Here is a 21,249-nt window from a genome sequence, read left to right on the forward strand (position 1 = left end):
GCCCCAAGAAGTGCAGATCTTTCATTTTTGAGAAGAAGTGAAGATCTTAATATTGAAAACCCCTATTTCAGCCCTTGCGCTTGAGGAAAAGTAGTTCCCACGAAGAAGTTCACAAGATCATCTATCGATCAACATGAACCCGGAACTTGCGCGAAGGAGCCAAGTCAATGACTACCGAGAACACCAACGAAACCTCGATCGACAACCGCATCGCAGCCATCGAGACCGACTGGGCAAACAACCCTCGCTGGAGCGGGGTCACTCGTGATTACACTGCCGCAGACGTAGTGAAACTGCAGGGACGGTTCCAGGAGGAACACACCCTGGCCAAGCGCGGCTCGCAGAAGCTGTGGAAGCAGCTGACCGAAGAAACCCCGACCGGCGGCTACACCAACGCACTAGGCGCATTGACCGGCAACCAGGCAGTTCAGCAGGTCAAGGCCGGACTTCGAGCCATCTACCTTTCGGGCTGGCAGGTCGCGGCAGACGCCAACCTCTCGGGCCAGACCTACCCGGACCAGTCGCTCTACCCAGCGAACTCGGTACCGCAGGTGGTCCGCCGCATCAACAACGCGCTGCAGCGTGCCGACCAGATCGAGTTCTCCGAGGGCGTCCAAAGCGTCGAGGACTGGATGGTCCCGATTGTCGCTGACGCAGAGGCCGGCTTCGGCGGCCCGCTGAACGCCTACGAGCTGATGAAATCAATGATTGCGGCCGGCGCCTCGGGCGTTCACTGGGAAGACCAGCTGGCCAGCGAAAAGAAGTGCGGCCACCTCGGCGGCAAGGTGCTGATCCCAACTCAACAACATATCCGCACCCTGAACGCGGCCCGCCTGGCCGCCGACGTGGCTGGCACGCCCTCCGTGGTCATCGCCCGCACCGACGCAGAAGCAGCAACCCTGATCACCTCGGATGTTGATGAACGCGATCAGCAGTTCATCACCGGAGAGCGCACCCCGGAGGGCTTCTACAAGGTCACCAACGGCATCGAGCCATGCATCGCCCGAGCCAAGGCCTACGCACCGTATTCGGACCTGATCTGGATGGAGACCGGCACCCCTGATCTGGAGCTGGCCCGCAAGTTCGCCGAAGCGGTCAAGAAGGACTTCCCGGATCAGATGCTCTCCTACAACTGCTCGCCTTCTTTCAACTGGAAGAAGCACCTGGACGATGCGACCATCGCCAAGTTCCAGCGTGAACTCGGCGCGATGGGATTCAGCTTCCAGTTCATCACCCTGGCTGGCTTCCACGCATTGAACCACTCGATGTTCGATCTGGCCACCGGTTACGCCAAGGACGGCATGAGCGCCTACGTCGAACTGCAGGAACGGGAATTCGCTTCCGAGGCTGCCGGCTACACCGCCACCAAGCACCAGCGCGAAGTCGGCACCGGCTACTTCGACGCCATCTCCACGGCGCTGAACCCGAACGCCTCCACCCTGGCCTTGGTGGGATCCACCGAAGAAGGCCAATTCCATTAGACCCTGATGGGTCGATGGTGCTAGCCGGCAAGGACGCCGGCTAGCACCACCACCATTTTTCATCTTTAAGGACGCTGCCATGAACTCCCCGATCACCTTGAACAACATCACCATCACCGCTACCCCGGTTCGCTACCAGGAGCAGATCCTGACCAGCGACGCACTGGACTTCCTGTCCTCCCTGCACAGCGCTTTTGAATCCCGCCGTGCCGAACTGATGCAGCGCCGCCAGGTCAACCGGGCACGCATTGCCAATGGCCGCGACCCGAAGTTCCTGGAAGAGACCCGCTCCATCCGCGAAGATGATTCATGGCAGGTTGCCCCGATCGCCCCGGGGCTCGAAGATCGCCGGGTGGAAATCACCGGCCCGATCGAACGCAAGATGGCCATCAACGCGCTGAACTCCGGCGCCAACGTATGGCTGGCCGATATGGAGGATGCTTGCTCGCCGACTTGGCAGAACGTGATCAAGAACCAGGTCAACCTGATCCGCATCCTGGATGGGGAACTGGACTTCACCGCACCAGATGGCCGCGAGTACAAACTGAACAGCTACGATTTGAGCGAACTGCCCACAATAGTGGTTCGCCCCCGCGGCTGGCACCTTCCCGAAAAGCAGCTGCAGGTTTCCGGCACCCCGATCTCCGGCGCGCTGGTGGACTTCGGACTGCACTTCTTCCATAACGCCAAGCGCCTGCTGGCTGCCGGCCGCGGCCCGTACTACTACCTGCCAAAGCTGGAAAACCATCTGGAAGCACGGTTGTGGAACGACGTCTTCAACATGGCCCAGGACCTGATGGGGATCGAGCGCGGCACCATTCGCGCCACGGTGCTGATCGAGACCATCACCGCTGCCTTCGAAATGGAAGAGATCCTCTACGAATTGCGCGAGCACTCCTCGGGGCTGAACGCAGGACGCTGGGATTACATCTTCTCGATCATCAAGAACTTCCGTTCCCGCGGACCGCGCTTTGTCTTCCCGGACCGCGACACCGTGACCATGACCGCACCGTTCATGCGGGCCTACACCGAGCAGCTGGTTCGGGCCTGCCACCGCCGCGGCGCTTCGGCCATCGGCGGAATGAGCGCCTTTGTTCCCAACCGCAAGGATGCCTCGATCAACGAGATCGCCTTCGGCAAGGTGCGCGAGGACAAGGCGCGCGAGGCAGCCGATGGCTTTGACGGTTCCTGGGTGGCCCACCCGGATCTGGTTTCGGTAGCCCGCGAAGTGTACGACGAGGTGCTCGGCGGGAACCCCAACCAGCTGCGCCGCACCCGTGAGGACGTTGAGGTTTCCGATGCGGCACTGCTGAACATCCAGAGCGTCACCGGCAAGATCACCGAGCGCGGCATCCGCGACAATATCGAGATCGGCATCCGCTACATCGAGTCCTGGCTGCGCGGCAATGGCGCAGTGGCCCTGCGCAACCTGATGGAAGATGCCGCTACCGCGGAGATCTCCCGTTCCCAGCTGTGGCAGTGGATCCACCAGTCGGCCATCACCGACCAGGGCGAGATCATCACCCGTCGCTGGGTGCAGGAGCTGGCCGAGGAGACCACGGATAACCTGGAGCGTTTCGAGGGCGACCGCTTCGAAGAAGCCCTGGAGATCTTCGAAGCCTGCGCACTGCGTGACGACTTCCCGACCTTCCTGACCAAGAACGCCTACCTGCGGTACCTGGATGCACCAGCCCGCACCCTTCAAATGGCAGGCTAGGCGCGAATGAGACCCGGCCGATTCGAAAACAGTCGTCCTTAAGATCGGCCACGAAAAGCGGCATTCATCCGCTGGTAACCAGTCCAGCGGGCGGATGCCGTTTTTTGTGCGCAGTGGCTAGGCTGTAGCCATGGCATTGACGTTCAAGAGCCCCGCCGAAGACCTCTGGCAGCCCGACCTGCTCGGAGATGGCTTCTGCTTGAGGCCGCTGCCGCTGGCCGATGGTTCTACCGCGACCCTGGTGCGGCATCGCCCGCGCAAGAAGCTGCGCCTGCCCCCGCCGCTGCGCGGAATTGCGGTGCTCTATGTGCATGGCTGGTCCGACTACTTCTTCCAAAAAGAACTGGCCGAATTCCTCAGCGAGGCCGGTGCTGACTTTTACGCGTTGGACCTGCGCCATTACGGGCGCAATCTGCCCATCGACAAGGCCTGCGGCCTGGACGAAAGCATCAGCCCCGGGTTCACCACTGATTTGCAGGAGTACTTCGAGGAATTTGATGCCGCGCATCGGATTATTTCCAGTGCCCACCCGGGTACCCGATTTGTCATGCTCGCGCATTCCACCGGAGGGCTCAGCGCCTCCATGTACGCGGCAGCCAACCCGAACAAGGTGGATGCGCTGGCGCTGAACAGCCCCTGGCTGGAATTCCAGGCGAGCGAAATCGGACGCACCGCCCTGGCCCGCATCATCCAGGCGGCCAGTGCGCGCAACCCCCATCGTTTTTTGCCCACCGTTGATCCGGGATTCTACACGCGCACCGTGTCCAACCAGTTCTCCGGCGAGTGGGACTACGACCTGGGCTGGCGGCCGATCAATGGCTTCAAGCTCACCGCCGGATTCATCGCTGCGGTGTTCAACGCGCAAGCCAAGGTGAAAAAGGGCTTGGACCTGCAGATGCCCACCCTGGTGATGCTCTCGGCCGAGGACTACCTGCTGCCCCGCTGGCATGACACCGCCACCCGCGCCGATGTGGCCTTGAATGTGCAGGTGGTGGCGCAGCGCAGCCTGGATTTGGGCCGGGAATTGCATGTCCTGCGCTTGCCCGGAGCGCTGCATGACGTTTTTCTCTCCGCGCCCGTGGTGCGTGCCAAGGCCTACCGGTCCCTGGGATCATGGCTGGCGGCACTCAAAACCCGGCAGCGCGATTCGCAGCTGGCTTCCTGCATCCGCGCGGTGCTGCCCGAGGGCAGCGAAGTCCTTGATGGCTAGTGGACCAGCTTGTCCGGGACTTCGTCGTTGACCAGTTCCAGTTGCCAGGCCCCCGCCTTGTCGCGGCCCACAATGGCGACCGAGCCGTTGCGGATGGTGTCGAGCTTGTAGCCCGCCAGGTGAGAGAGGGTATAGCGGATAATCGTGCCGTGGCAGATGATGGCGACGTTTTTGCCCGGGTAGTCCGCCGCGATCTGCTCGATGGCGCGCAGTCCGCGGTCCACCACCGAGGCCAGCGGCTCGATTCCGCCGCCGTTCTTATCCGGCCACAGTGCCAGGGCTTCGGTCTCGACCATGCCCTCGCCCTGCGCGTAGTCCCGCTCGATGAGCAGGTCGTAGCTGGGGCCTAATTCCAGGCCCAGCCCCTCGGCAATGATCTGCGCGGTTTCGCGGGCCCGCGAAAGCGGGGAGGAGACAATGACATCCCAGCCTCCGGCGCCGAGGACCTGCACGGCGTCGCGGGCCTGGGACCTTCCGGTGTCGTTCAACGGAATATCGCTGGAGCCTTGCAGCCGGCCTTCGAGGTTCCATTGCGTCTGTCCGTGGCGGACGAATCCAAGTTTCATGAGCCCATTCTCCCACTTGATGTGTGCGGACCGGCAACCGCTGGTGGTCAAGCTCACGGTAGATCTGTCCCACGTTCCGCGCATCAAGGCCCAATGAGAACATAGGATTTTCTCGGCTGATTCCTGTTTTCAACGGTTTCAGGCCCAGATCGAATGCACCCGAATAGGATCCGAGCAATACTATCGTGACCGATATCAAGGCCTCCTTGGCCCGCGGGCTCACGGCCCGCCACATCCGCTTCATGGCCCTGGGCTCAGCGATCGGAACGGGCCTGTTCTACGGCTCTTCCTCCGCTATCCAGGCCGCCGGACCAGCAGTCCTCTTTGCGTACATGATCGGCGGCGCAGCCGTCTTCATCGTCATGCGCGCCATGGGCGAGATGGCCGTGAAGCATCCGGTCTCCGGATCCTTTGCGCACTATGCTTCGCGCTACCTGGGCAATTTCGCCGGCTTTGTCACCGGCTGGACCTTCAGCTTTGAAATGGCCATTGTGGCCATCGCCGACGTCACCGCCTTCGGCATCTATATGGGCTTCTGGTTCCCGCAGGTGCCGCAGTGGATCTGGGTGCTGGCCGTAGTGCTGCTGATCGCCTCCATCAATCTGATGAAGGTCAAGGTCTTCGGCGAAACCGAATTCTGGCTGGCCATCGTGAAGGTCACCGCAATTATTGCCATGATCGTCGGCGGCGCGGCCCTGATCATCTTCGGCTTCAATGCCCCGGACACCGGCACGGCCACCGGCTTCGCCACGCTGATGAGCGCAGGCACCTTGTTCCCCAACGGGTTCATGGGCCTGCTGCTGTCCTTCGCAGTGGTGATGTTTGCCTTCGGCGGCATCGAAACCATCGGCATCACTGCGGGCGAGGCCGATGATCCATCCACCTCGGTGCCCGCCGCGATCAACACCGTTCCCTGGCGCATCCTGCTGTTCTACGTGGCTTCGCTGGCTGTGGTCATGATGCTCTTCGACTGGCGCCAGATCGACGGTTCAGCTTCGCCGTTTGTGCAGATTTTTGATGGCCTGGGACTGCCTGCTGCGGCGCATGTGCTCAACGCAGTGGTCATCACCGCGGCCATTTCGGCGATCAATGCCGATACCTTTGGTGCCGGGCGCATGCTCTACGCGATGTCCGTCGCAGGCCATGCTCCGAAGTCCTTTGGCCGGGTCTCCCGCCACGGCGTGCCGTGGATGACCGTGGTCATCATGGCCATTGTGCTGCTGGCCGGAGTGGTGCTCAATGCCCTATTGCCAGAGGCGCTGTTCACCATCATTGCCTCGATCGCGACCTTCGCAACAGTCTGGGTCTGGATCATGATCCTGGCCTCGTATCTGGCCATGCGCCGGCAGGAAGCAAAGGCTGGGCGCGACGCCTCGCTGCCTCGCGAGTATGCTGTGCCGGGAGGAACCATCGCTGTGTGGGCGGCCCTGATTTTCATGGCCCTGGTTGTGGTCCTGCTGGCGCTGAGCGCCGAAACCCGCGTGGCCCTGTACACCGGCATCGTCTGGCTGCTGGTGCTGGGCGTGCTGTACAAGGTGCTGGTGGGCCCAGCTGCCGCAATCAAGCAGGATAGCGATTCGATGCAGGGCTAATCCCTCGTTTTCCCTTCGGCGTCTGGCTTCATTCATGAGGCTGGGCGCCGTTGCCGTATCTGGATGTTTCCTAGTCGACTCGCTGCCGGTTCGTGTCGGCAATTGCAGATCCTGAGCGTAGATCGGCCTTGGCCCGTAGTTCCTGGAACAAGGCCAGGGTGGCCCAAAGGAGCATCCCCGCTCCGACAATCCAAAGGCTGCCCAAGCCCAAATGGAGGTGGGCGAATACGCCACCGAGCGATCCCAGGGTGATCATGGCCCACAGCACCGCGTAGCGAAGCCATAGCAACCGATTGACCCCCTGGTTGGAACCTGTCACCAGCCCAAGGATCGCGCCGCCGAGCGCTTGGCCGAGCTTGACCAGCGTGCCGGTCATATAGGTCAGGCCCAAAGCGACTTCGCCGGAACGCGTGTAGGACACATTCACCACCCCCATGGAGGCCGACAATAAGAGTGCTGTGGCGTTCGGCTGGACGGTCCCGGTCCCAGCGGCAGCCAGGAGCAGTCCGGCACTCAGGTACATGGCTAGCGGCCTGCGCAAAGCAGCCAGAGATGAAGTCAACAGGGTCGCGATGACCACTCCAACGACAAAGCTTGCCACCAATGACATGGCGTTGATCCATCCCGTGAGATCACCGGTCATCAGCGCCGCGGAAGAACGCGTGGAGTTCCCGGACATGAACGACAAGAAATAGCCGCCAAAGTGCACAAATCCGACGCCGTCCACAAACCCGGCCATTGCGGTGATGGCTCCGGCAAAGAGGATTCCGCCCCAGCGAAGATTCTTTGCCACATGCACCGCTTTCTGTAGATGCCCGCTATCCCGGACGCCGTTGTCTCGTTCCCAGTATTCCAGCGTTTGGCAGTGGCCGGTTCGCTGGGGTTGCGGAATGCATTTCAGTACAAAGTTGTTAGCTCAAGTATGAGTGAAATTATTGGCGATCAGCCTGACGAGTCCAAGCGCCTGCGCGTCGACATCTTCTCCGATATCGCCTGCCCCTGGTGCTTCATTGGCAAGCGCCGCTTTGAGCAGGGCGTTGAATCTTTTGAGTATTCGCAGAACGTCGATGTGTACTGGCATGCCTACCAGCTGGACCCATCCTTGCCCGATAACTATGACGGCAGCGAAGCAGAATACCTGTCGAAGATGAAGGGGCTGGATCAGTCGCAGGTCCAGCAGATGCTGCAGCATGTAACCGCCCAGGCTGCAGAAGAAGGCCTGGCATACGACTTCGAGAATCTCAAGGTAGCCAATTCCTTTACCGCTTTGCGTGTTCTGGAGTACGCAAAGCAGCACGGGGCCGGCAACGAGATGAAGGAATTGCTGCTGTCGGCGCACTTTGAAAAGGGGCTGGACACAGGGAATGTTCAAACCCTGCTGGAGCTGGCTGGATCGTTGGGACTTGATACCCAAGAACTGGGTGCGCAGATCGAAGCCGGTGCTTATGCCGAGGAAGTCAACGCCGATATTTCACAGGCCCAGCAGCTTGGAATTAGCGGTGTTCCATTCTTCGTGCTCGACGGAAAGTACGGTATTTCCGGCGCACAACCGGCTGAGGTCTTCTCCAACGCATTGACCCAGGTCTACGCGGAGAACGTACAGGCCCAGTAGGTCCGGACATCCAGCCTGGCTAGTCCGCCGGCGCGCACACCAGCTTGCCGGCGGTCCTATCCAGCTTGCGGTCCTTTTGCAGGCCCTCGAATTTCTCGCCGACCGCCAGGTCTACCGTCGAACCCCACTTTTCCGGGTCGAAGATGAACACCGATCCGGGTACCTGGCGTTGGACGGTGAATGCTTGGGCGTAGCCGTCTGGCCCGGCAATGACCGCACCGATCGTGCCAGAAAGCGAAGTCCAGCCCGAGGTCAACGACGAGATCTTAAAACCGCGTTCTTCCAACGACTTTGCGGTATCACCAGCGAGTCCGGCAATATTCGTCGTATTAAGCACCCGGATCCTGAAGCTCTGCGGGTCCTGGTACGAGAAGTCCACCTCAGGGCATTTCACGTTCTCAATTTTTGCCGGAGCCGGCTCTGCGGTTTCTTCGGTCGTAGCTTCTGCTCCCGGATTCCAGTTTCCGGTAACAATGAGCAGTGCGCCCACCGTTACGGCTATGACAAGAACTGCCATCACGGAAAACACCGCATTTTGCCGTCTGCGCGCACGCTTCTTGGCCTTGCGATCCGAGCTGAAGCTCAGATCTTGCTCATCAACAATATGCGCCCCGTGCCATTCGCCCGGGTCTTCGCGTTCACGCATCTTCCCACCTAGCTCCGGGTAGCCTGTGGCTACGACTAGCTGAGGAGAACCACCTCGTCATCCTCGTGGCAGTTAGCTTATCGAATCGTCGTCCAAATCCAATATCCGCGCATGTATTACAGAGCGATGATGAAGCGCAGAACGTAATGCACGGTGCACACCGTCTTCTAGATACAAAACGCCGTCATATCGAACGACGTGAGGGAACAGGTCACCGTAGAATGTGGAATCTTCTGAGAGCAGTGCTTCCAAGTCAAGAGTGGACTTGGTAGTAACCAGCTGATCCAGCTTCACCTGTTGCGGCGGCAATTCGCTCCAGTCGCGAGAGGAGACCAACCCGTGTGCCGGGTATGGTCGGCCGTCACCTACTGCTCGAAATATCACCTTTCAAGCATAAGCTCCGAGTATTCAGATCGTTGGAATTACCTGCTGCACGGGCAGTGCGCCCTTGAACAAGTTTTAGCCGCCAGGCCTAATTGGCAGTCGGACCGAACTGCCGCAAATGAATCCACGGGCCATTGCTCGGCCATTGTTGGAGATCCGCCGGAAAGCTCCTGCCGTTCCACATTCCGATAACACGGGCAGTCCTAACATTGGCCGGGCCTGCCGCAGTGAGCCTTGGGTAACAATCACCGAACCAAGTGACCGTTGCACGACGTCAGCCACGGCTGCCTCCAGTTACAAGGATCCAGCGGCACGTCATTCTTGCACAGCCCAGGGACCCGCATCGTATGCTGTATACGCACTGGGATAGTTGCACCTTTTTGAGCGCTGGCAGGTACCCATCTCGGATGATTCAGATTCCTCGCCAATGACGGAAAAGCGAATTATGAACCTTATTTTATTTCTTCGCAAGGATTGTGACATCGCGAGAAACCTGGAGGAACCGGGCGTAACTTAGGCTGGTAACAATCCCTTCATAAGGTGCACTCTGGGGATATGAAAAACGTAGTCACCGAGATCCCAGTCCTCGACATTTCTACCTCGCGCAACGCGAACGGCACCTTCAACGAAGATTTCGTCGCTGCACTTCGTGACGCGGCCCATCGTGTTGGATTCTTCCAAATCGTTGGCTACAGCTCCCAAGAAGGCCAAGACCAAGAGCTGCTGGACACCATCGCCGAGTTCTTCAACAAGCCAGTCGAGCAGAAGATCAAGCTCGACAACCGCAATAGCGCCCAGTTCCGCGGCTACACCCGCATGGGCACCGAGATCACCCGCGGCCGCGCCGACGCCCGCGAGCAGATCGACTACGGACCTGAGCGTGAAACCCTCGCTGTAGTGCCAGCCGACAAGCCCTACCTGAACCTGCAGGGACCTAACCAGTTCCCAGAAGATTTCCCACAGCTCGAAGACCGTGCCATGGCTTGGGCCGAGCTGATGAACAAGACTGGACATGAGCTGCTTTCAGCCATTGCCGTGGGCCTGGGACTGCCCGAAGACCACTTCGATGAGCCTTTTGCCAACACCCCTTCTTGGATGGGCAAGCTGGTTCACTACGTATCCGGCGATGTTGTTCCCGAATCGGGCAACCAAGGTGTTGGCCTGCACGCCGACTACGGCTTCGTAACCCTGTTGCTGCAGGACCAGGTCGGCGGGCTGCAGGTCCAGCCTTACGGCCAGGAGGAGTGGATTGAGGTTCCACCAACTCCGGGCGCGCTGGTCGTCAACCTCGGCGAAATGCTGGAGGTCGCCACCGATGGTTACCTGATGGCCACCATTCACCGCGTGATCGCTCCACCTGCTGGCGTTGACCGCTACTCCGTGCCGTTCTTCTACTCGCCACGGCTCGACGCGGTCATCGACAAGGTTGAGCTGCCCGCAGAGCTGGCTACTCAAGCCCGTGGCGTCTCAGATGACCCGGAGAATCCAATGCTGGCTTCGTACGGCGCCAATGTACTCAAGGGCTGGTTGCGCGCTCACCCGCAGACCGCTGCAATCCACTACCCAGAAGTCGTCAAGGCCAAGAAGAGCGCATAGCTCGACCGGCTCCCTCCACGCGAGGAGGCGAACTAGAAAGACCTGTAGGTCCCGGCTCGAAATTATTCTTCGAGTTGAGGCCAACAGGTCTTTCTTGTTTTTATCGGCTCAATCGCTGCCAGCGAGGACACAAAACTCGTTGCCTTCAGGATCGGCAAGTACCACCCACGTCACGTCATCATCCTGTCCGACGTCTGCGTATGTGGCTCCCAAGGACAGCAAGCGGTCGACTTCTTGCTGCTGCTCAGTTCCACGTGGCCGGACATCGAGGTGCAGCCTGTTTTTGGTCGATTTCTGCTCTGGAACCTGGGCGAAGGTCAGAACAACGGATGCGCCGCCGTCATTTTGCGGACCAATGCTGACTAATCCAACTTCTTCTTCCCGTACCGCGTAGTCCAGCACTTCGCACCAGAAACGAGCTAGGAGCATTGGATTTGCGCAATCCACCGAAATCTCGCTCAATACACTTGCCATGGTCTTGCCTCGTCAAAAGATTGGTCGTCAATTGATTCGGATCATACCGGGAAATATTCCCCCGATCTCAGATGGCAAAAAAATAATGCCTTGGTTCATCATTTCCATGATGAACCAAGGCATTAAAATTGGCGGAGGATAGGGGATTTGAACCCCTGAGGGCGTTAACCCAACACGCGTTCCAGGCGTGCGCCATAGGCCGCTAGGCGAATCCTCCTCAGTTTGCTCCGAGGAGCAGGATCCAGCATATCTAAATTCTCGCTCAATCACGAATCGAGAGTTCTCTTGCCGTTTCCCGCACCGCCACTAAAGCCATTCTCCCCTGAAATCCAGTAATTTCAGAGGTTATACCCACCCTGCAACTTTCCAGTTCCGCCCCTCAAATGAGCCACGATACTGCTATCCATGAGCAAAAGAGAGGTATTTCACAGCAGCGATGATCCTCGACGCCTGCACATTGGCCCTCCTGGACAACGCACCACACCGGGAGATTTTGGCCTTTGGGCCGCGAATTTGGATCAGGATAACCTTTTTGCGCAGGTCGCCGCCACGGCGCGACAGCTCTACGACCGGTTGCCTGCACTCACAACCAACCAAGGCTTGGGAACGCTTAAAATCGTGTCCCGGCTACGGAGCATGCTGGACGCTGCGGAAGCAGCGGTATTGGCGGACTCGTATGAGCATGCGGTGAAAGAGTCCTCCGCCCAAGGCAGCCAAGACCCGCTTATCCAGACGCCTTCAGACGGGCTTCAAGAACAGTCATCCCAGTACTACCGCATCAGCCCTTCGGAAGAAACGGTCATTCGTTCTTCGTTTGTAGCCGAGGCTGCCATGGCCCTACGAGCCTCCGAGGCGAATGTTCGAGACCGATTATTCATCGCAGAAGGCCTACGCCATCTTTGTCCTGAAACTCTTGAAGAGCTAAGTCGCGGAGAGATCACCACCAGAACGGCTCAAGAGATCGTCAAACAGTCCCAAGATCTTGAGCCGGAAGATGTACAGCATATGGAGCAAACCCTGTTGCCTATTGCCCGGACCGCCTCGGATGCTGCCGTTGCCCACAGGGCTCGCAAGATCCACGAGCGCCTTCACCCTCGCCCAATTGAAGAACGGCATAAGAAAAGTGCTGAAGACCGAAAGGTCACCTATTGGAACGAACCCAATGGGATGTCCGTGATCCAGCTGTACATGCCTGCCGAAAATACTTTGAGCATCATCAACACCGTCAATTGGCATGCCTCGCAACACGATGATCCCGAGGATGAACGCACCGAACAGCAACGGCGCCTGGACATCATCTGTGATGCGCTCATTGACGGATGGCCAACTGGCGGGGGCACTCCGCTCAAGGCACGAGTTGCGGTGACCATTCCCGCCCTAGAGATGCTGGCCGATCCCCAGCGTGCCCTGGCCGATCTGGAAGGCTACGGGCCCATACCTATCGGTACCGCGTTACGCATTGCCAAGGATGCCCCGTCTTTCATGAGGGTACTCACCGACCCGTGGTCTGGTGCCGTGATAGATGTTGGCCGTGAGAAATACCGGCCGTCCAAGGCACTGCGCGATCTACTGCGCAGCCGGGACATTTGTTGCCGCTTCCCTGGCTGCAACCGTCCAGCGGAGACCTCTGAGATCGACCACATTGATGCTTGGGCCAACGGCGGGCACACCACTCGAACCAACACCCACCTTTTGTGCAAACGGCATCAGATGTTCAAACACGCCTTGGGGTGGCAGGCCACCTACCTGGCCGATGGATCCGTGAACTGGCGTTCCCCGCATGGCGTGGTGTGCATCGAACTTCCGGGCAGTGTCATCAATGTGCAGAATTTCGACTTTGAAAAAGAGCAAACGCCGATGCTGCCGACAGTTCAGCTCAATGACAGAGTGCGCAAGGTACTCGGATGGCTGGAGCCAGTGGACGGAGAAACAGGATGAAGTTTCACGCCCGGATTCGCCAGTCTGTTTCTTGTTTTACGTTCAGGGCCTGAGAGCAAGCGCACGCTTCCCGATTTTTATCCAAGCACCACCCTCGGGTAGTATTTTTGGTGACCCCTCGTGTGGTGTCATCCTGTTGAACTCCCCCAGGACCGGAAGGTAGCAAGGGTAGATGGGCTCTGGCAGGTGCATGAGGGGTCTTTACTTTTTCACGCAAGCCGAAGGGGAGTCCACGTGGGCGCTGGCCGTTTCGCCCCTAGCCCGTCAGGGGCACTCCACCTCGGCAATTTGCGCACGGCGGTCCTAGCTTGGCTTTTCGCTCGTTCCACGCAACGTGAATTCTTGTTGCGCATTGAAGATCTTGACCGGGTCCGCTCCGGCGCCGAAGCCATCCAAATCTCCGAGCTGGAGTCCCTGGGCCTGCAATTCGACGGTTCATTCTTGCGGCAATCCGAACGCCTGCCAATTTACTTCGAGGCCGTAGAACAGCTCAAAAAGCAGGACTTGGTGTTCCCCTGCTTCTGCTCTCGCAAGGACATCGCCGAGGCTGCCAGCGCTCCGCATGCAGCTCCCGGCGCCTACCCGGGTACCTGCAGGGACCTGAGCCCGGCCGAACGTGAAGCCAAGTCACAAGACCGTCCCGCCGCCTTGCGCCTGCGCGCCGAGGTAACTGAATTCTCGGTTCACGACCAGCTGGCTGGCGGCTATACCGGCGTAGTTGATGATTTTGTCTTGGTCCGTAATGATGGTGCTCCTGCCTACAATTTGGCCGTCGTGGTCGATGACGCGCTCTCCGGAATTGATCAAGTTGTGCGTGGCGATGATCTGCTGTCTTCCGCACCACGACAGGCGTATCTGGCAACGCTCTTGGGCTACGACGTTCCGGAGTACGCCCACGTCCCGCTCGCTCTGAATACCAAGGGCCAGCGCCTAGCCAAGCGCGATGGTGCTGTAACACTCGAAGAGATCACCGAACATGGGGTACATCCAGCCGATGTTGTGGCGATTTTGCTAGAGTCATTGGGCTTGCCCAGCACGAGTTTGCTGGCAGCCCTGGAAGCTTTCGATCCGGTGAACTTGCCACGTGAGCCGTGGATCGTAAAACCTGAAAATATCGTCCAACAGCTGATGCCTCCGGCATCACGCAACCGATAGGGAACCGGTGTGAGTACAGCGCTATATCGCAGGTATCGTCCCGATACGTTTGCCGACGTCATCGGGCAAGAGCACGTTACTGCTCCCCTGATGACGGCTCTGGAGAAAAACCGCGTTAATCACGCGTACCTCTTCTCCGGCCCACGCGGTTGCGGCAAGACGACTTCCGCACGAATCTTGGCGCGTTGCCTAAACTGCGAGCAGGGCCCAACGCCGGTACCTTGTGGCACCTGCCCTAGCTGTGTTGAGCTGGCCAATGGCGGCCCGGGCTCGCTGGATGTTATCGAAATTGACGCTGCCAGCCACGGCGGCGTGGACGACGCCCGCGACCTGCGTGAACGGGCAACTTTCGCGCCGACGCGCGACCGCTACAAGATCTTCATCATCGATGAGGCTCATATGGTGACCGCGGCAGGCTTCAACGCCCTGCTGAAAATTGTTGAAGAGCCGCCGGCGCACATCAAGTTCATCTTCGCTACGACGGAACCCGAGAAGGTTATCGGGACCATTCGCTCCCGTACCCACCATTATCCCTTCCGTCTGGTTCCGCCTGAGGCCTTGTTGGCGTACCTGCAGGTTTTGTGCGAGCGCGAAAATGTCGCGGTAGCCGAGGGAGTACTTCCGTTGGTTATCCGTGCAGGTGGCGGTTCGGTCCGCGATACCCTCTCGGTTCTTGACCAGCTGATGGCTGGTGCCCGTGAAGGAACGCTGGATTACGAAACCGCCATTGCCTTGCTGGGCTACACCCATTCGACCCTCCTGGATGAAGTGACCTTGTCGCTTCACGAAGCCGACGGCGCTGGGCTCTTCGGCGCCATTGACCGCATCATCCAGACCGGTTTGGATCCACGACGCTTTGTTGAAGATATTCTTGAACGCTTCCGCGATCTGATCATTGCCAAGGCCATGCCCGAAGGCCTGGAAAAGATTCTTCGCGGTGTTCCCGACGACCAGTTGGAGGCCCTGCACCTGCAGGCTGGCCTGGTTGGCGCCGGCGAGCTTTCGCGGTGGGCAGATGTCACCAACAAGGCGCTGAGCGAGATGACCGGCGCCACCTCTCCTCGATTGCACTTGGAATTGCTAGCAGCCCGATTGATGTTACCGGGTTCCGAGAACTCGGTGTCTTCCTTTGCCGCACGATTGGATCGCTTGGAACGCCACGCGATGAGCGGTGGCGAGCTTCCAGCACTTGACGTTGACCAGACCGACGATTCGCCGGCTTCGATGGGTGCAACGCCGAATCCTGGCGCTGCTCGCCAGGGCGCGGCCGCTGTGCGTGAGGCACTGGCCGCCGCCAAGGCCCGCCGCGAGGGCATGGCCATGCCGGCACCGGAACAAGATCCTGTCCCAGAGGCGCAAGCGCCGGCTGAACAGCCAGCGCAACCAATTGAGCAACCCCAGGCCGAACCTGTTCAGGCGCGGCAGCCAGTTCAACAGCCCCAGGTTCAGCCTGTTCAGGCCCAGCAGCCTCAACCACCTCAGGAAGCTCCGCAGACTGCAACCAAGGAACAGCCGCAACTTGCCGACGATGATCCTAATGCGCCACTGGACCCAGATGCGCAGTCCTCGCTGAACACTGGCGAAGCTGCAGATTGGGGTGCGACATGGGGTCCGAAGGACGATAGCTTCTCGGTGACCACCGAAGTTCAGCCAGGTCCAAGTGTTCCTGCAGCCCGCCCGGAAGGTGTTGCGCCTTTCAGCCTGGTTCCAGATCCTTCCAGCGGCGAAGACCTGTCATTTGGCACCGGGGTTTCCATCGATGATGTCAAGCAGAATCCGGCCATGGCCGAATTCGCTCGCAAGGCTGCCGAGTCTCGTGCCCAGCAGCCGGCTGCTCCTGCACCTCAACAGCAGGCACCCGTTGAGACTGCTTCCCCTGCCCAGGCTCCGGCTCCGGCTCCGGCACAGCAATCCAGCCAGGCAGAGCTCGATGCGCAGCGCCAGGCGGCGCAGCAAGCTCAAGCACAGCAGGAACTGGCCCAGCAAGAGCAGGCACAACGCGAAGCCCAGGAACGTGTTGCTCGCGAGCAGGCACAACGCGAGCATGCCGAGCGTGAAGCACAGGAACGTGTTGCTCGCGAGCAGGCACAACGCGAAGCCCAGGAACGGGCTGCCCGCGAGCAAGCTCAGCAACAGCAACAGCAACAGCAGGCTCAACCGGCTCAACAGCAAGCACAGCAGCCTGGTGCAGGTTCCCCTGTAGTGAAGTTCCAGCAGGCTTGGCCAATGATCCTGCAACAGTTGCAGGGAAGCTCCCGAGTTCTGCACTCCATGGTGGCAACCTATGGTTCTGTCGCTGGTTTTGACGGTCGCACGCTCACCTTGGCGTTTAGCAACACCGGTCCAATCGTGAACCTGCGCAACCGGCCGGATTTGATGAACACCCTGGCCGGGGTCGTTTCGCAATTCGCCGGCTCCCCCATAGAAATAGTACTCACCGAAGGCGGTTCCAACCCAGCTGGCGGTGGTTCCCCAAAAGGTGAGCGCCGGCCACTCCCGGCGCAAACCCCAGCACCAACCAAGTTCACCAAGGCTGCAACTTCTGCTGGGGTAGCTGCGCGTGCTGCTGCGCGCGCACAAGCCGCCGCCCCGGCGCCTGCTGCCAGCACGCCTCCGACCGCCTCGCCGGTGGTACCGCCACCAGCCGCCATGCCAGGTGCAGGAGCCACCGACGGCTACGCCAGCTCCTACGATGACGTGCCTCCACCCTACGACGAGCCGTTCATGGACGAGCCGCCGTTCCCGGATGATCCGTACTACTCGCCAGAACCGGTAGCTGCACGCGCACCTCAGCGACAGCCTGAGCCGGCCCAGCCTGCTCAAGCCACCCCACAACCCGCGCAGGCAGCTGTTGCTCCCGAGCGGCAGCAACCAAGCGCGCCACGCAGTTTTGGAGGCCCACCGGTAGCACCGAAGCCTCGGCTTACTGCTGGGCTCAGTGCCCGTCAGGCTGAAGTTGGCACGCCGAATATTCCACGTCCGGTCTCGAGCACTCCGCTGCACCCGCAGAGCACCACGGACTCGTTCCACGACTTGGCCGTTCGCGAAAGCGAAGAACCGGCGCCACAGGTTCACGCGCCGGTGGCCCCGCGGCCATCGGCTGCTCCGGCGCCCGCTGTGGAGCCGGAATCGCAAGTTCCGGCCTCCGAAGCACCACAGCAGCAAGCTCAGGTGCCTGCTCCGCCTAGAACTCCAGTGCATGATGCTCCGGTAAGGCCCGCGCCAGCTCCTGAAACCGCTCCGGGCTGGGGTACCCCGCAACAGGAGACGGCAACGGCCAGCGAGCCGGCGGCGCCAACCGCAGGCCAGCCCATGAGCCGCTATCAGCAGCTGATGAACCAGGCCAAGAGCTCGCCTAGTGCTTCGGCACCCACGCAGGCTGCCGGAGGGTGGGGTGGACCAGCTGCGGCGCCTGCCCCTGCGCAGAATCAGGAGCCCGAAGAGTTCGTCCCCAGCGACGATGACATCGAGATCGAGGATTCAGCGTTGATCGGTGTTCCCGCCGTGGAACGACTGCTCGGCGGCATGGTCATCGAGCAGCGTGATGTGAACGGGAATGTCGTGGAAATCAAGCGCAGCCTGTAGCGGAAACCACGGCATCCTGTCGGGGTGAGACACTAGGGTGTAACAGGGGAGATTCCCAGCAAAGCAGAAAGAAGGCGCACGTGTACGAAGGTGCTGTACAGGAATTGATCGACGAGCTCGGTCGTTTGCCTGGCATCGGCCCGAAGTCGGCTCAGCGCATTGCCTTTCATATTCTTGATGCCGATGCCGATGATATGACGCGGCTGGCCGCGTCCATCCAGCTGGTGAAGGAGAAGGTCAAGTTCTGCGAGATCTGCTTCAATATCTCGGAGCAGGAGATCTGCGCCATCTGCCGCGATGAACGCCGCGATGGAACCAAGATTTGCATTGTCGAGGAATCCAAAGACGTGATGGCCATTGAGCGCACCCGCGCCTTCGGCGGCAAGTACCACGTGCTCGGCGGCTCGATCAATCCGTTGGCCGGCATCGGCCCGGAGCAGCTGCACATTCGCGAATTGGTCACACGCCTGGCCGACGAGTCCATTACCGAATTGATCCTGGCCACCGACCCGAACCTCGAGGGCGAGGCCACCGCCGTGTACCTGGTGCGCGCGCTGGCTCCCTTGGGCATCCGGATCACCCGGCTGGCCTCGGGCCTGCCGGTGGGCGGAGACTTGGAATATGCCGATGAAGTCACCCTGGCACGAGCCTTTGAAGGCCGTCGCACCGCGGGGTCCAGCGCGTCGAACGCACGACGTCCGGCTCCCGCGTCCGAAGATACCGGAGCATCTGGAAAAGTCGAAAATGCTCCAAGCAAGGCTCCTGCCACCGAGCCCAAGCTTTTCAGGGCCGTTGATCCGGCGAAGTCCCCCAAGGGTGGCGACGGCAGCCCTTCGCACCCGGTAGTTCCAGAGATGGATAACCACCGCAGCCGATAAGCCTTTTCCTGGCAAACCCCGCGCTTCCTTCACCGAAGGGATGTGCGGGATTCTCTTTTAATGCCGTTTTCCCTCGTGGCATCGGTGTGCCGCGAAACACCATAGTTGATAATAATCAACTATCCTCGTATAGTTGACATCAATCAACCATTCAGGCTCTTCGAGCCTGACTTTAACTTTTTTGGAGGCTCAATGACCGCAATCGCACCGGTCGCCGGGCCCAAGATGACGCACCGTGAAATCCTCACCGCCCTTACCGGAATCCTCATGGGCATGTTCGTCTCGATCTTGGCCAGCACCGTAGTATCCAGTTCCCTTCCAGTGATCGTCTCGGACCTGAACGGCAGCCAGACCGCCTACACCTGGGTAGTGACCGCTACCCTGCTGGCGACCACCATTTCGACCCCGATCTGGGGCAAGCTCGCGGATCTGGGCAACCGCAAGCTACTGCTGCAGATCTCCTTGGCGATCTTCGTCTTGGCTTCTGCTGCCGCGGGCTTCTCGCAGACCACCAGCTTCCTGATCGCCATGCGCGTGGTCCAGGGCCTGGCTGGCGGCGGCGTTGGCGCCCTGGCCCAGATCGTCATGGCCGACTTCCTCTCGCCACGCGAACGTGGCAAGTATATGGGCCTGTTTGGCGCAGTCATGGCCATCGGCACCGTGGGCGGACCATTGATCGGCGGCTTCGTCACCGACACCATCAACTGGCGCTGGAACTTCTTCATCGCGCTGCCTTTTGCCATCGCTGCGGTCATCTTGATCCAGCGCACCTTGCACCTTCCGGCCATCGCCAAGCGCAAAGTCAAAATCGACTACTGGGGCATCCTGCTGCTCTCCGGCGGCGTTTCGCTGCTGCTGATCTGGATGTCCCTGGGCGGCTCCGAGTTCGAGTGGGCTTCCACCTCCAGCCTGATGATGGTGGTTGGCGCGGTGCTCCTGCTGGCAGCGTTCATCCTGGTCGAGATCAAGTCCTCCGAACCGCTGTTGAGCATGTCGCTGTTCAAAAACCGCACCTTCACCTTCGCCGTGATCGCTTCGCTGGCCGTGGGCGTGTCGATGTTCGGCACCTCGGTGTTCCTCAGCCAGTACATGATCATGGCCCGCGGTGCTTCAGCCACCATGGCCGGCCTGATGACCTTCCCGCTGATGGGCGGCCTGCTGGTCATCTCCACCATCGGCGGCCAGTTCATCTCCCGCACCGGCAAGTGGAAGCCGCTGGTGATCATCGGCTCGGTGCTGATCGTCATTGGACTGTTCCTGCTGGGAACCATCCACTACAACACCAACTACGCACTGGTTGCGGCCTTCATGTTCATCCTGGGCGCCGGCATGGGCTTGGTCATGCAGAACATGGTGCTGGTGGTGCAGAACTCCGTTGACATCAGGGAACTGGGTGTCGCTTCCTCCTCGGTCAACTTCTTCCGAACCCTGGGCGGCACCGCCGGCACCGCCGGATTGGGCGCCATCCTGGCAGCATCCATTCCGAACATGATTGCCGATCGCCAGGCGGATTTGATGCAGGCCATTGGGTCGCTGGGCGAGAAGGGCAAAGCGGTCGCAGAGGTCTTGTCCTCGGGCAACCTTCCAACCATCTCCACCCTGCCCGAGCCGGTGCGAGTCATCTTCGAATCCATCTACGGTGATGCGGTGCCTTCCCTGTTCACTTTCGCAGCCCCGCTGTCGCTGATCATCGTGATTGCCGTCTGCCTGATTCCCAACCAGGCCCTGACCACTCAGACCGCTTCCGAGCGCATGCAGGAAGTTGACGCCGAAGCCGCGCTTGAAGCCAACGGCATAGCTGCCGTCGACGAGAATGCAGGCGCTGAAATCCAGGAGCCACGTGCGGCCGGCAAGCAAGGAACCGAACCAGCGATGAAACCGACCGGCAACTAGGAGAAATCCAGTGGATACCACCAGCACAGATGCTTCTGCCTGCACGAAGGATCGCGCGGACCGCTATTCGTTGGCAGAGCAGGAATTATTCTCGCTGATTGCGGTCACTGCACGGTTCAAACGCGAACTTGCCCATCAGCTCAACGGCCAGCTGACGCCAGGCTATTTGCCGGTACTCGGCCTGATCCTGCGCCATGGCCGCATCACGCAATCAGAAATCTGCGAGAAGCTGCTGATCGACAAGGCGACGCTCTCACGCATGATCTCCAAGCTCGAGCAGCTTGATCTGGTTGTTCGCGAAGTCAACGCGGAAGACCGCAGGGCTTTCGACCTGCTGCCCACCGATTACGCCAAGGAGCGGTGGCACAGCGGTTTCGAAGGGTGGCGCAACGAGCTTCGTTCACGCATGAGCAACTGGGCTGACGATGATCTGGACAGGCTGGTTGAACTGCTGAGCAGATTGAATCTGGAAATTCAGGCGATCTAGCCCGCATTTGAACACCGGTGCGACAGGCCGGGCAT

Annotated in this window: 16 protein-coding genes, 1 tRNA gene, 1 other RNA gene and 1 pseudogene; 13 read left to right on the forward strand and 6 right to left on the reverse strand. The window is 60.0% G+C overall.

Annotated elements, in window-relative coordinates:
• The first annotated feature begins 167 nt into the window (after positions 1-167).
• The 3 genes from aceA (at position 168) to ACT7DV_RS03755 (ending at position 4,408) form a co-directional block, all read left to right on the forward strand.
• Positions 168-1,481: an isocitrate lyase gene (aceA, locus tag ACT7DV_RS03745; protein WP_444660945.1), complete on the forward strand. Its 1,314-nt coding sequence runs from the start codon at positions 168-170 to the stop codon at positions 1,479-1,481.
• A gap of 79 nt (positions 1,482-1,560) precedes the next feature.
• On the forward strand, positions 1,561-3,198 hold the full coding sequence (aceB, locus tag ACT7DV_RS03750) for a malate synthase A (protein WP_444660946.1): 1,638 nt from the start codon (positions 1,561-1,563) through the stop codon (positions 3,196-3,198).
• A 130-nt stretch (positions 3,199-3,328) separates the two neighbouring features.
• Entirely contained in the window at positions 3,329-4,408 is a 1,080-nt protein-coding gene (locus ACT7DV_RS03755) for an alpha/beta hydrolase (RefSeq protein WP_444660947.1), read from the forward strand.
• On the opposite strand, the gene ACT7DV_RS03760 is transcribed toward ACT7DV_RS03755, so the two are convergent.
• Entirely contained in the window at positions 4,405-4,974 is a 570-nt protein-coding gene (locus ACT7DV_RS03760; protein WP_444660948.1) for a histidine phosphatase family protein, read from the reverse strand. The two genes, ACT7DV_RS03755 and ACT7DV_RS03760, sit on opposite strands and share 4 nt — an antisense overlap.
• Before the next feature lie 242 nt (positions 4,975-5,216).
• Between ACT7DV_RS03760 and ACT7DV_RS03765 the strand changes: the two genes are divergently transcribed.
• Positions 5,217-6,566 (forward strand): amino acid permease, encoded by a 1,350-nt coding sequence (locus ACT7DV_RS03765; RefSeq protein ID WP_444664776.1) that lies wholly within the window; start codon positions 5,217-5,219, stop codon positions 6,564-6,566.
• A gap of 70 nt (positions 6,567-6,636) precedes the next feature.
• Here the strand turns inward: ACT7DV_RS03765 and ACT7DV_RS03770 are convergent, their stop codons facing one another.
• Positions 6,637-7,359 (reverse strand): YoaK family protein, encoded by a 723-nt coding sequence (locus ACT7DV_RS03770; protein WP_444660949.1) that lies wholly within the window; start codon positions 7,357-7,359, stop codon positions 6,637-6,639.
• A gap of 129 nt (positions 7,360-7,488) precedes the next feature.
• Here ACT7DV_RS03770 and ACT7DV_RS03775 point away from each other — a divergent pair, with 129 nt between their 5' ends.
• Complete coding sequence (locus ACT7DV_RS03775; protein ID WP_444660950.1) at positions 7,489-8,178, forward strand: DsbA family oxidoreductase; 690 nt, start codon at positions 7,489-7,491, stop codon at positions 8,176-8,178.
• Between the two features lie 19 nt (positions 8,179-8,197).
• Here ACT7DV_RS03775 and ACT7DV_RS03780 read toward each other — a convergent pair whose 3' ends face one another.
• The gene (locus tag ACT7DV_RS03780) at positions 8,198-8,824 is read right to left on the reverse strand and encodes a LytR C-terminal domain-containing protein (RefSeq protein ID WP_444660951.1); all 627 of its coding nucleotides are present in this window, start codon (positions 8,822-8,824) and stop codon (positions 8,198-8,200) included.
• 72 nt (positions 8,825-8,896) lie between these two features.
• A complete protein-coding gene (locus ACT7DV_RS03785; RefSeq protein ID WP_075972394.1) occupies positions 8,897-9,208 on the reverse strand; it encodes a type II toxin-antitoxin system VapB family antitoxin in 312 nt (103 codons plus the stop codon).
• Between the two features lie 555 nt (positions 9,209-9,763).
• On the opposite strand from ACT7DV_RS03785, the gene ACT7DV_RS03790 reads away from it, so the two are divergent.
• A complete protein-coding gene (locus ACT7DV_RS03790; RefSeq protein WP_444660952.1) occupies positions 9,764-10,804 on the forward strand; it encodes an isopenicillin N synthase family dioxygenase in 1,041 nt (346 codons plus the stop codon).
• 108 nt (positions 10,805-10,912) lie between these two features.
• Here the strand turns inward: ACT7DV_RS03790 and ACT7DV_RS03795 are convergent, their stop codons facing one another.
• Positions 10,913-11,278: a VOC family protein gene (locus ACT7DV_RS03795; protein ID WP_444660953.1), complete on the reverse strand. Its 366-nt coding sequence runs from the start codon at positions 11,276-11,278 to the stop codon at positions 10,913-10,915.
• Positions 11,279-11,407: 129 nt separating this feature from the next.
• Positions 11,408-11,495, reverse strand: a tRNA-Ser gene (locus ACT7DV_RS03800).
• A gap of 188 nt (positions 11,496-11,683) precedes the next feature.
• Between ACT7DV_RS03800 and ACT7DV_RS03805 the strand changes: the two genes are divergently transcribed.
• The 7 genes and pseudogenes from ACT7DV_RS03805 (at position 11,684) to ACT7DV_RS03835 (ending at position 21,214) form a co-directional block, all read left to right on the forward strand.
• On the forward strand, positions 11,684-13,216 hold the full coding sequence (locus ACT7DV_RS03805; protein ID WP_444660954.1) for a DUF222 domain-containing protein: 1,533 nt from the start codon (positions 11,684-11,686) through the stop codon (positions 13,214-13,216).
• Between the two features lie 109 nt (positions 13,217-13,325).
• Positions 13,326-13,422, forward strand: an RNA gene (gene ffs, locus ACT7DV_RS03810) — signal recognition particle sRNA small type.
• Between the two features lie 28 nt (positions 13,423-13,450).
• Entirely contained in the window at positions 13,451-14,371 is a 921-nt protein-coding gene (gene gluQRS, locus ACT7DV_RS03815; protein ID WP_444660955.1) for a tRNA glutamyl-Q(34) synthetase GluQRS, read from the forward strand.
• 9 nt (positions 14,372-14,380) lie between these two features.
• The gene (locus tag ACT7DV_RS03820) at positions 14,381-17,956 is read left to right on the forward strand and encodes a DNA polymerase III subunit gamma and tau (protein ID WP_444660956.1); all 3,576 of its coding nucleotides are present in this window, start codon (positions 14,381-14,383) and stop codon (positions 17,954-17,956) included.
• An 80-nt stretch (positions 17,957-18,036) separates the two neighbouring features.
• Positions 18,037-18,627, forward strand: a pseudogene (recR, locus tag ACT7DV_RS03825) (recombination mediator RecR); the annotation flags it as partial.
• A 399-nt stretch (positions 18,628-19,026) separates the two neighbouring features.
• On the forward strand, positions 19,027-20,727 hold the full coding sequence (locus tag ACT7DV_RS03830) for a DHA2 family efflux MFS transporter permease subunit (protein WP_444660957.1): 1,701 nt from the start codon (positions 19,027-19,029) through the stop codon (positions 20,725-20,727).
• A 10-nt stretch (positions 20,728-20,737) separates the two neighbouring features.
• Positions 20,738-21,214 (forward strand): MarR family winged helix-turn-helix transcriptional regulator, encoded by a 477-nt coding sequence (locus tag ACT7DV_RS03835; RefSeq protein ID WP_444660958.1) that lies wholly within the window; start codon positions 20,738-20,740, stop codon positions 21,212-21,214.
• The last annotated feature ends 35 nt before the right edge of the window (positions 21,215-21,249 follow it).

The sequence above is a fragment of the Glutamicibacter sp. TV12E genome (genome assembly GCF_052441935.1).
GTDB lineage: Bacteria > Actinomycetota > Actinomycetes > Actinomycetales > Micrococcaceae > Glutamicibacter.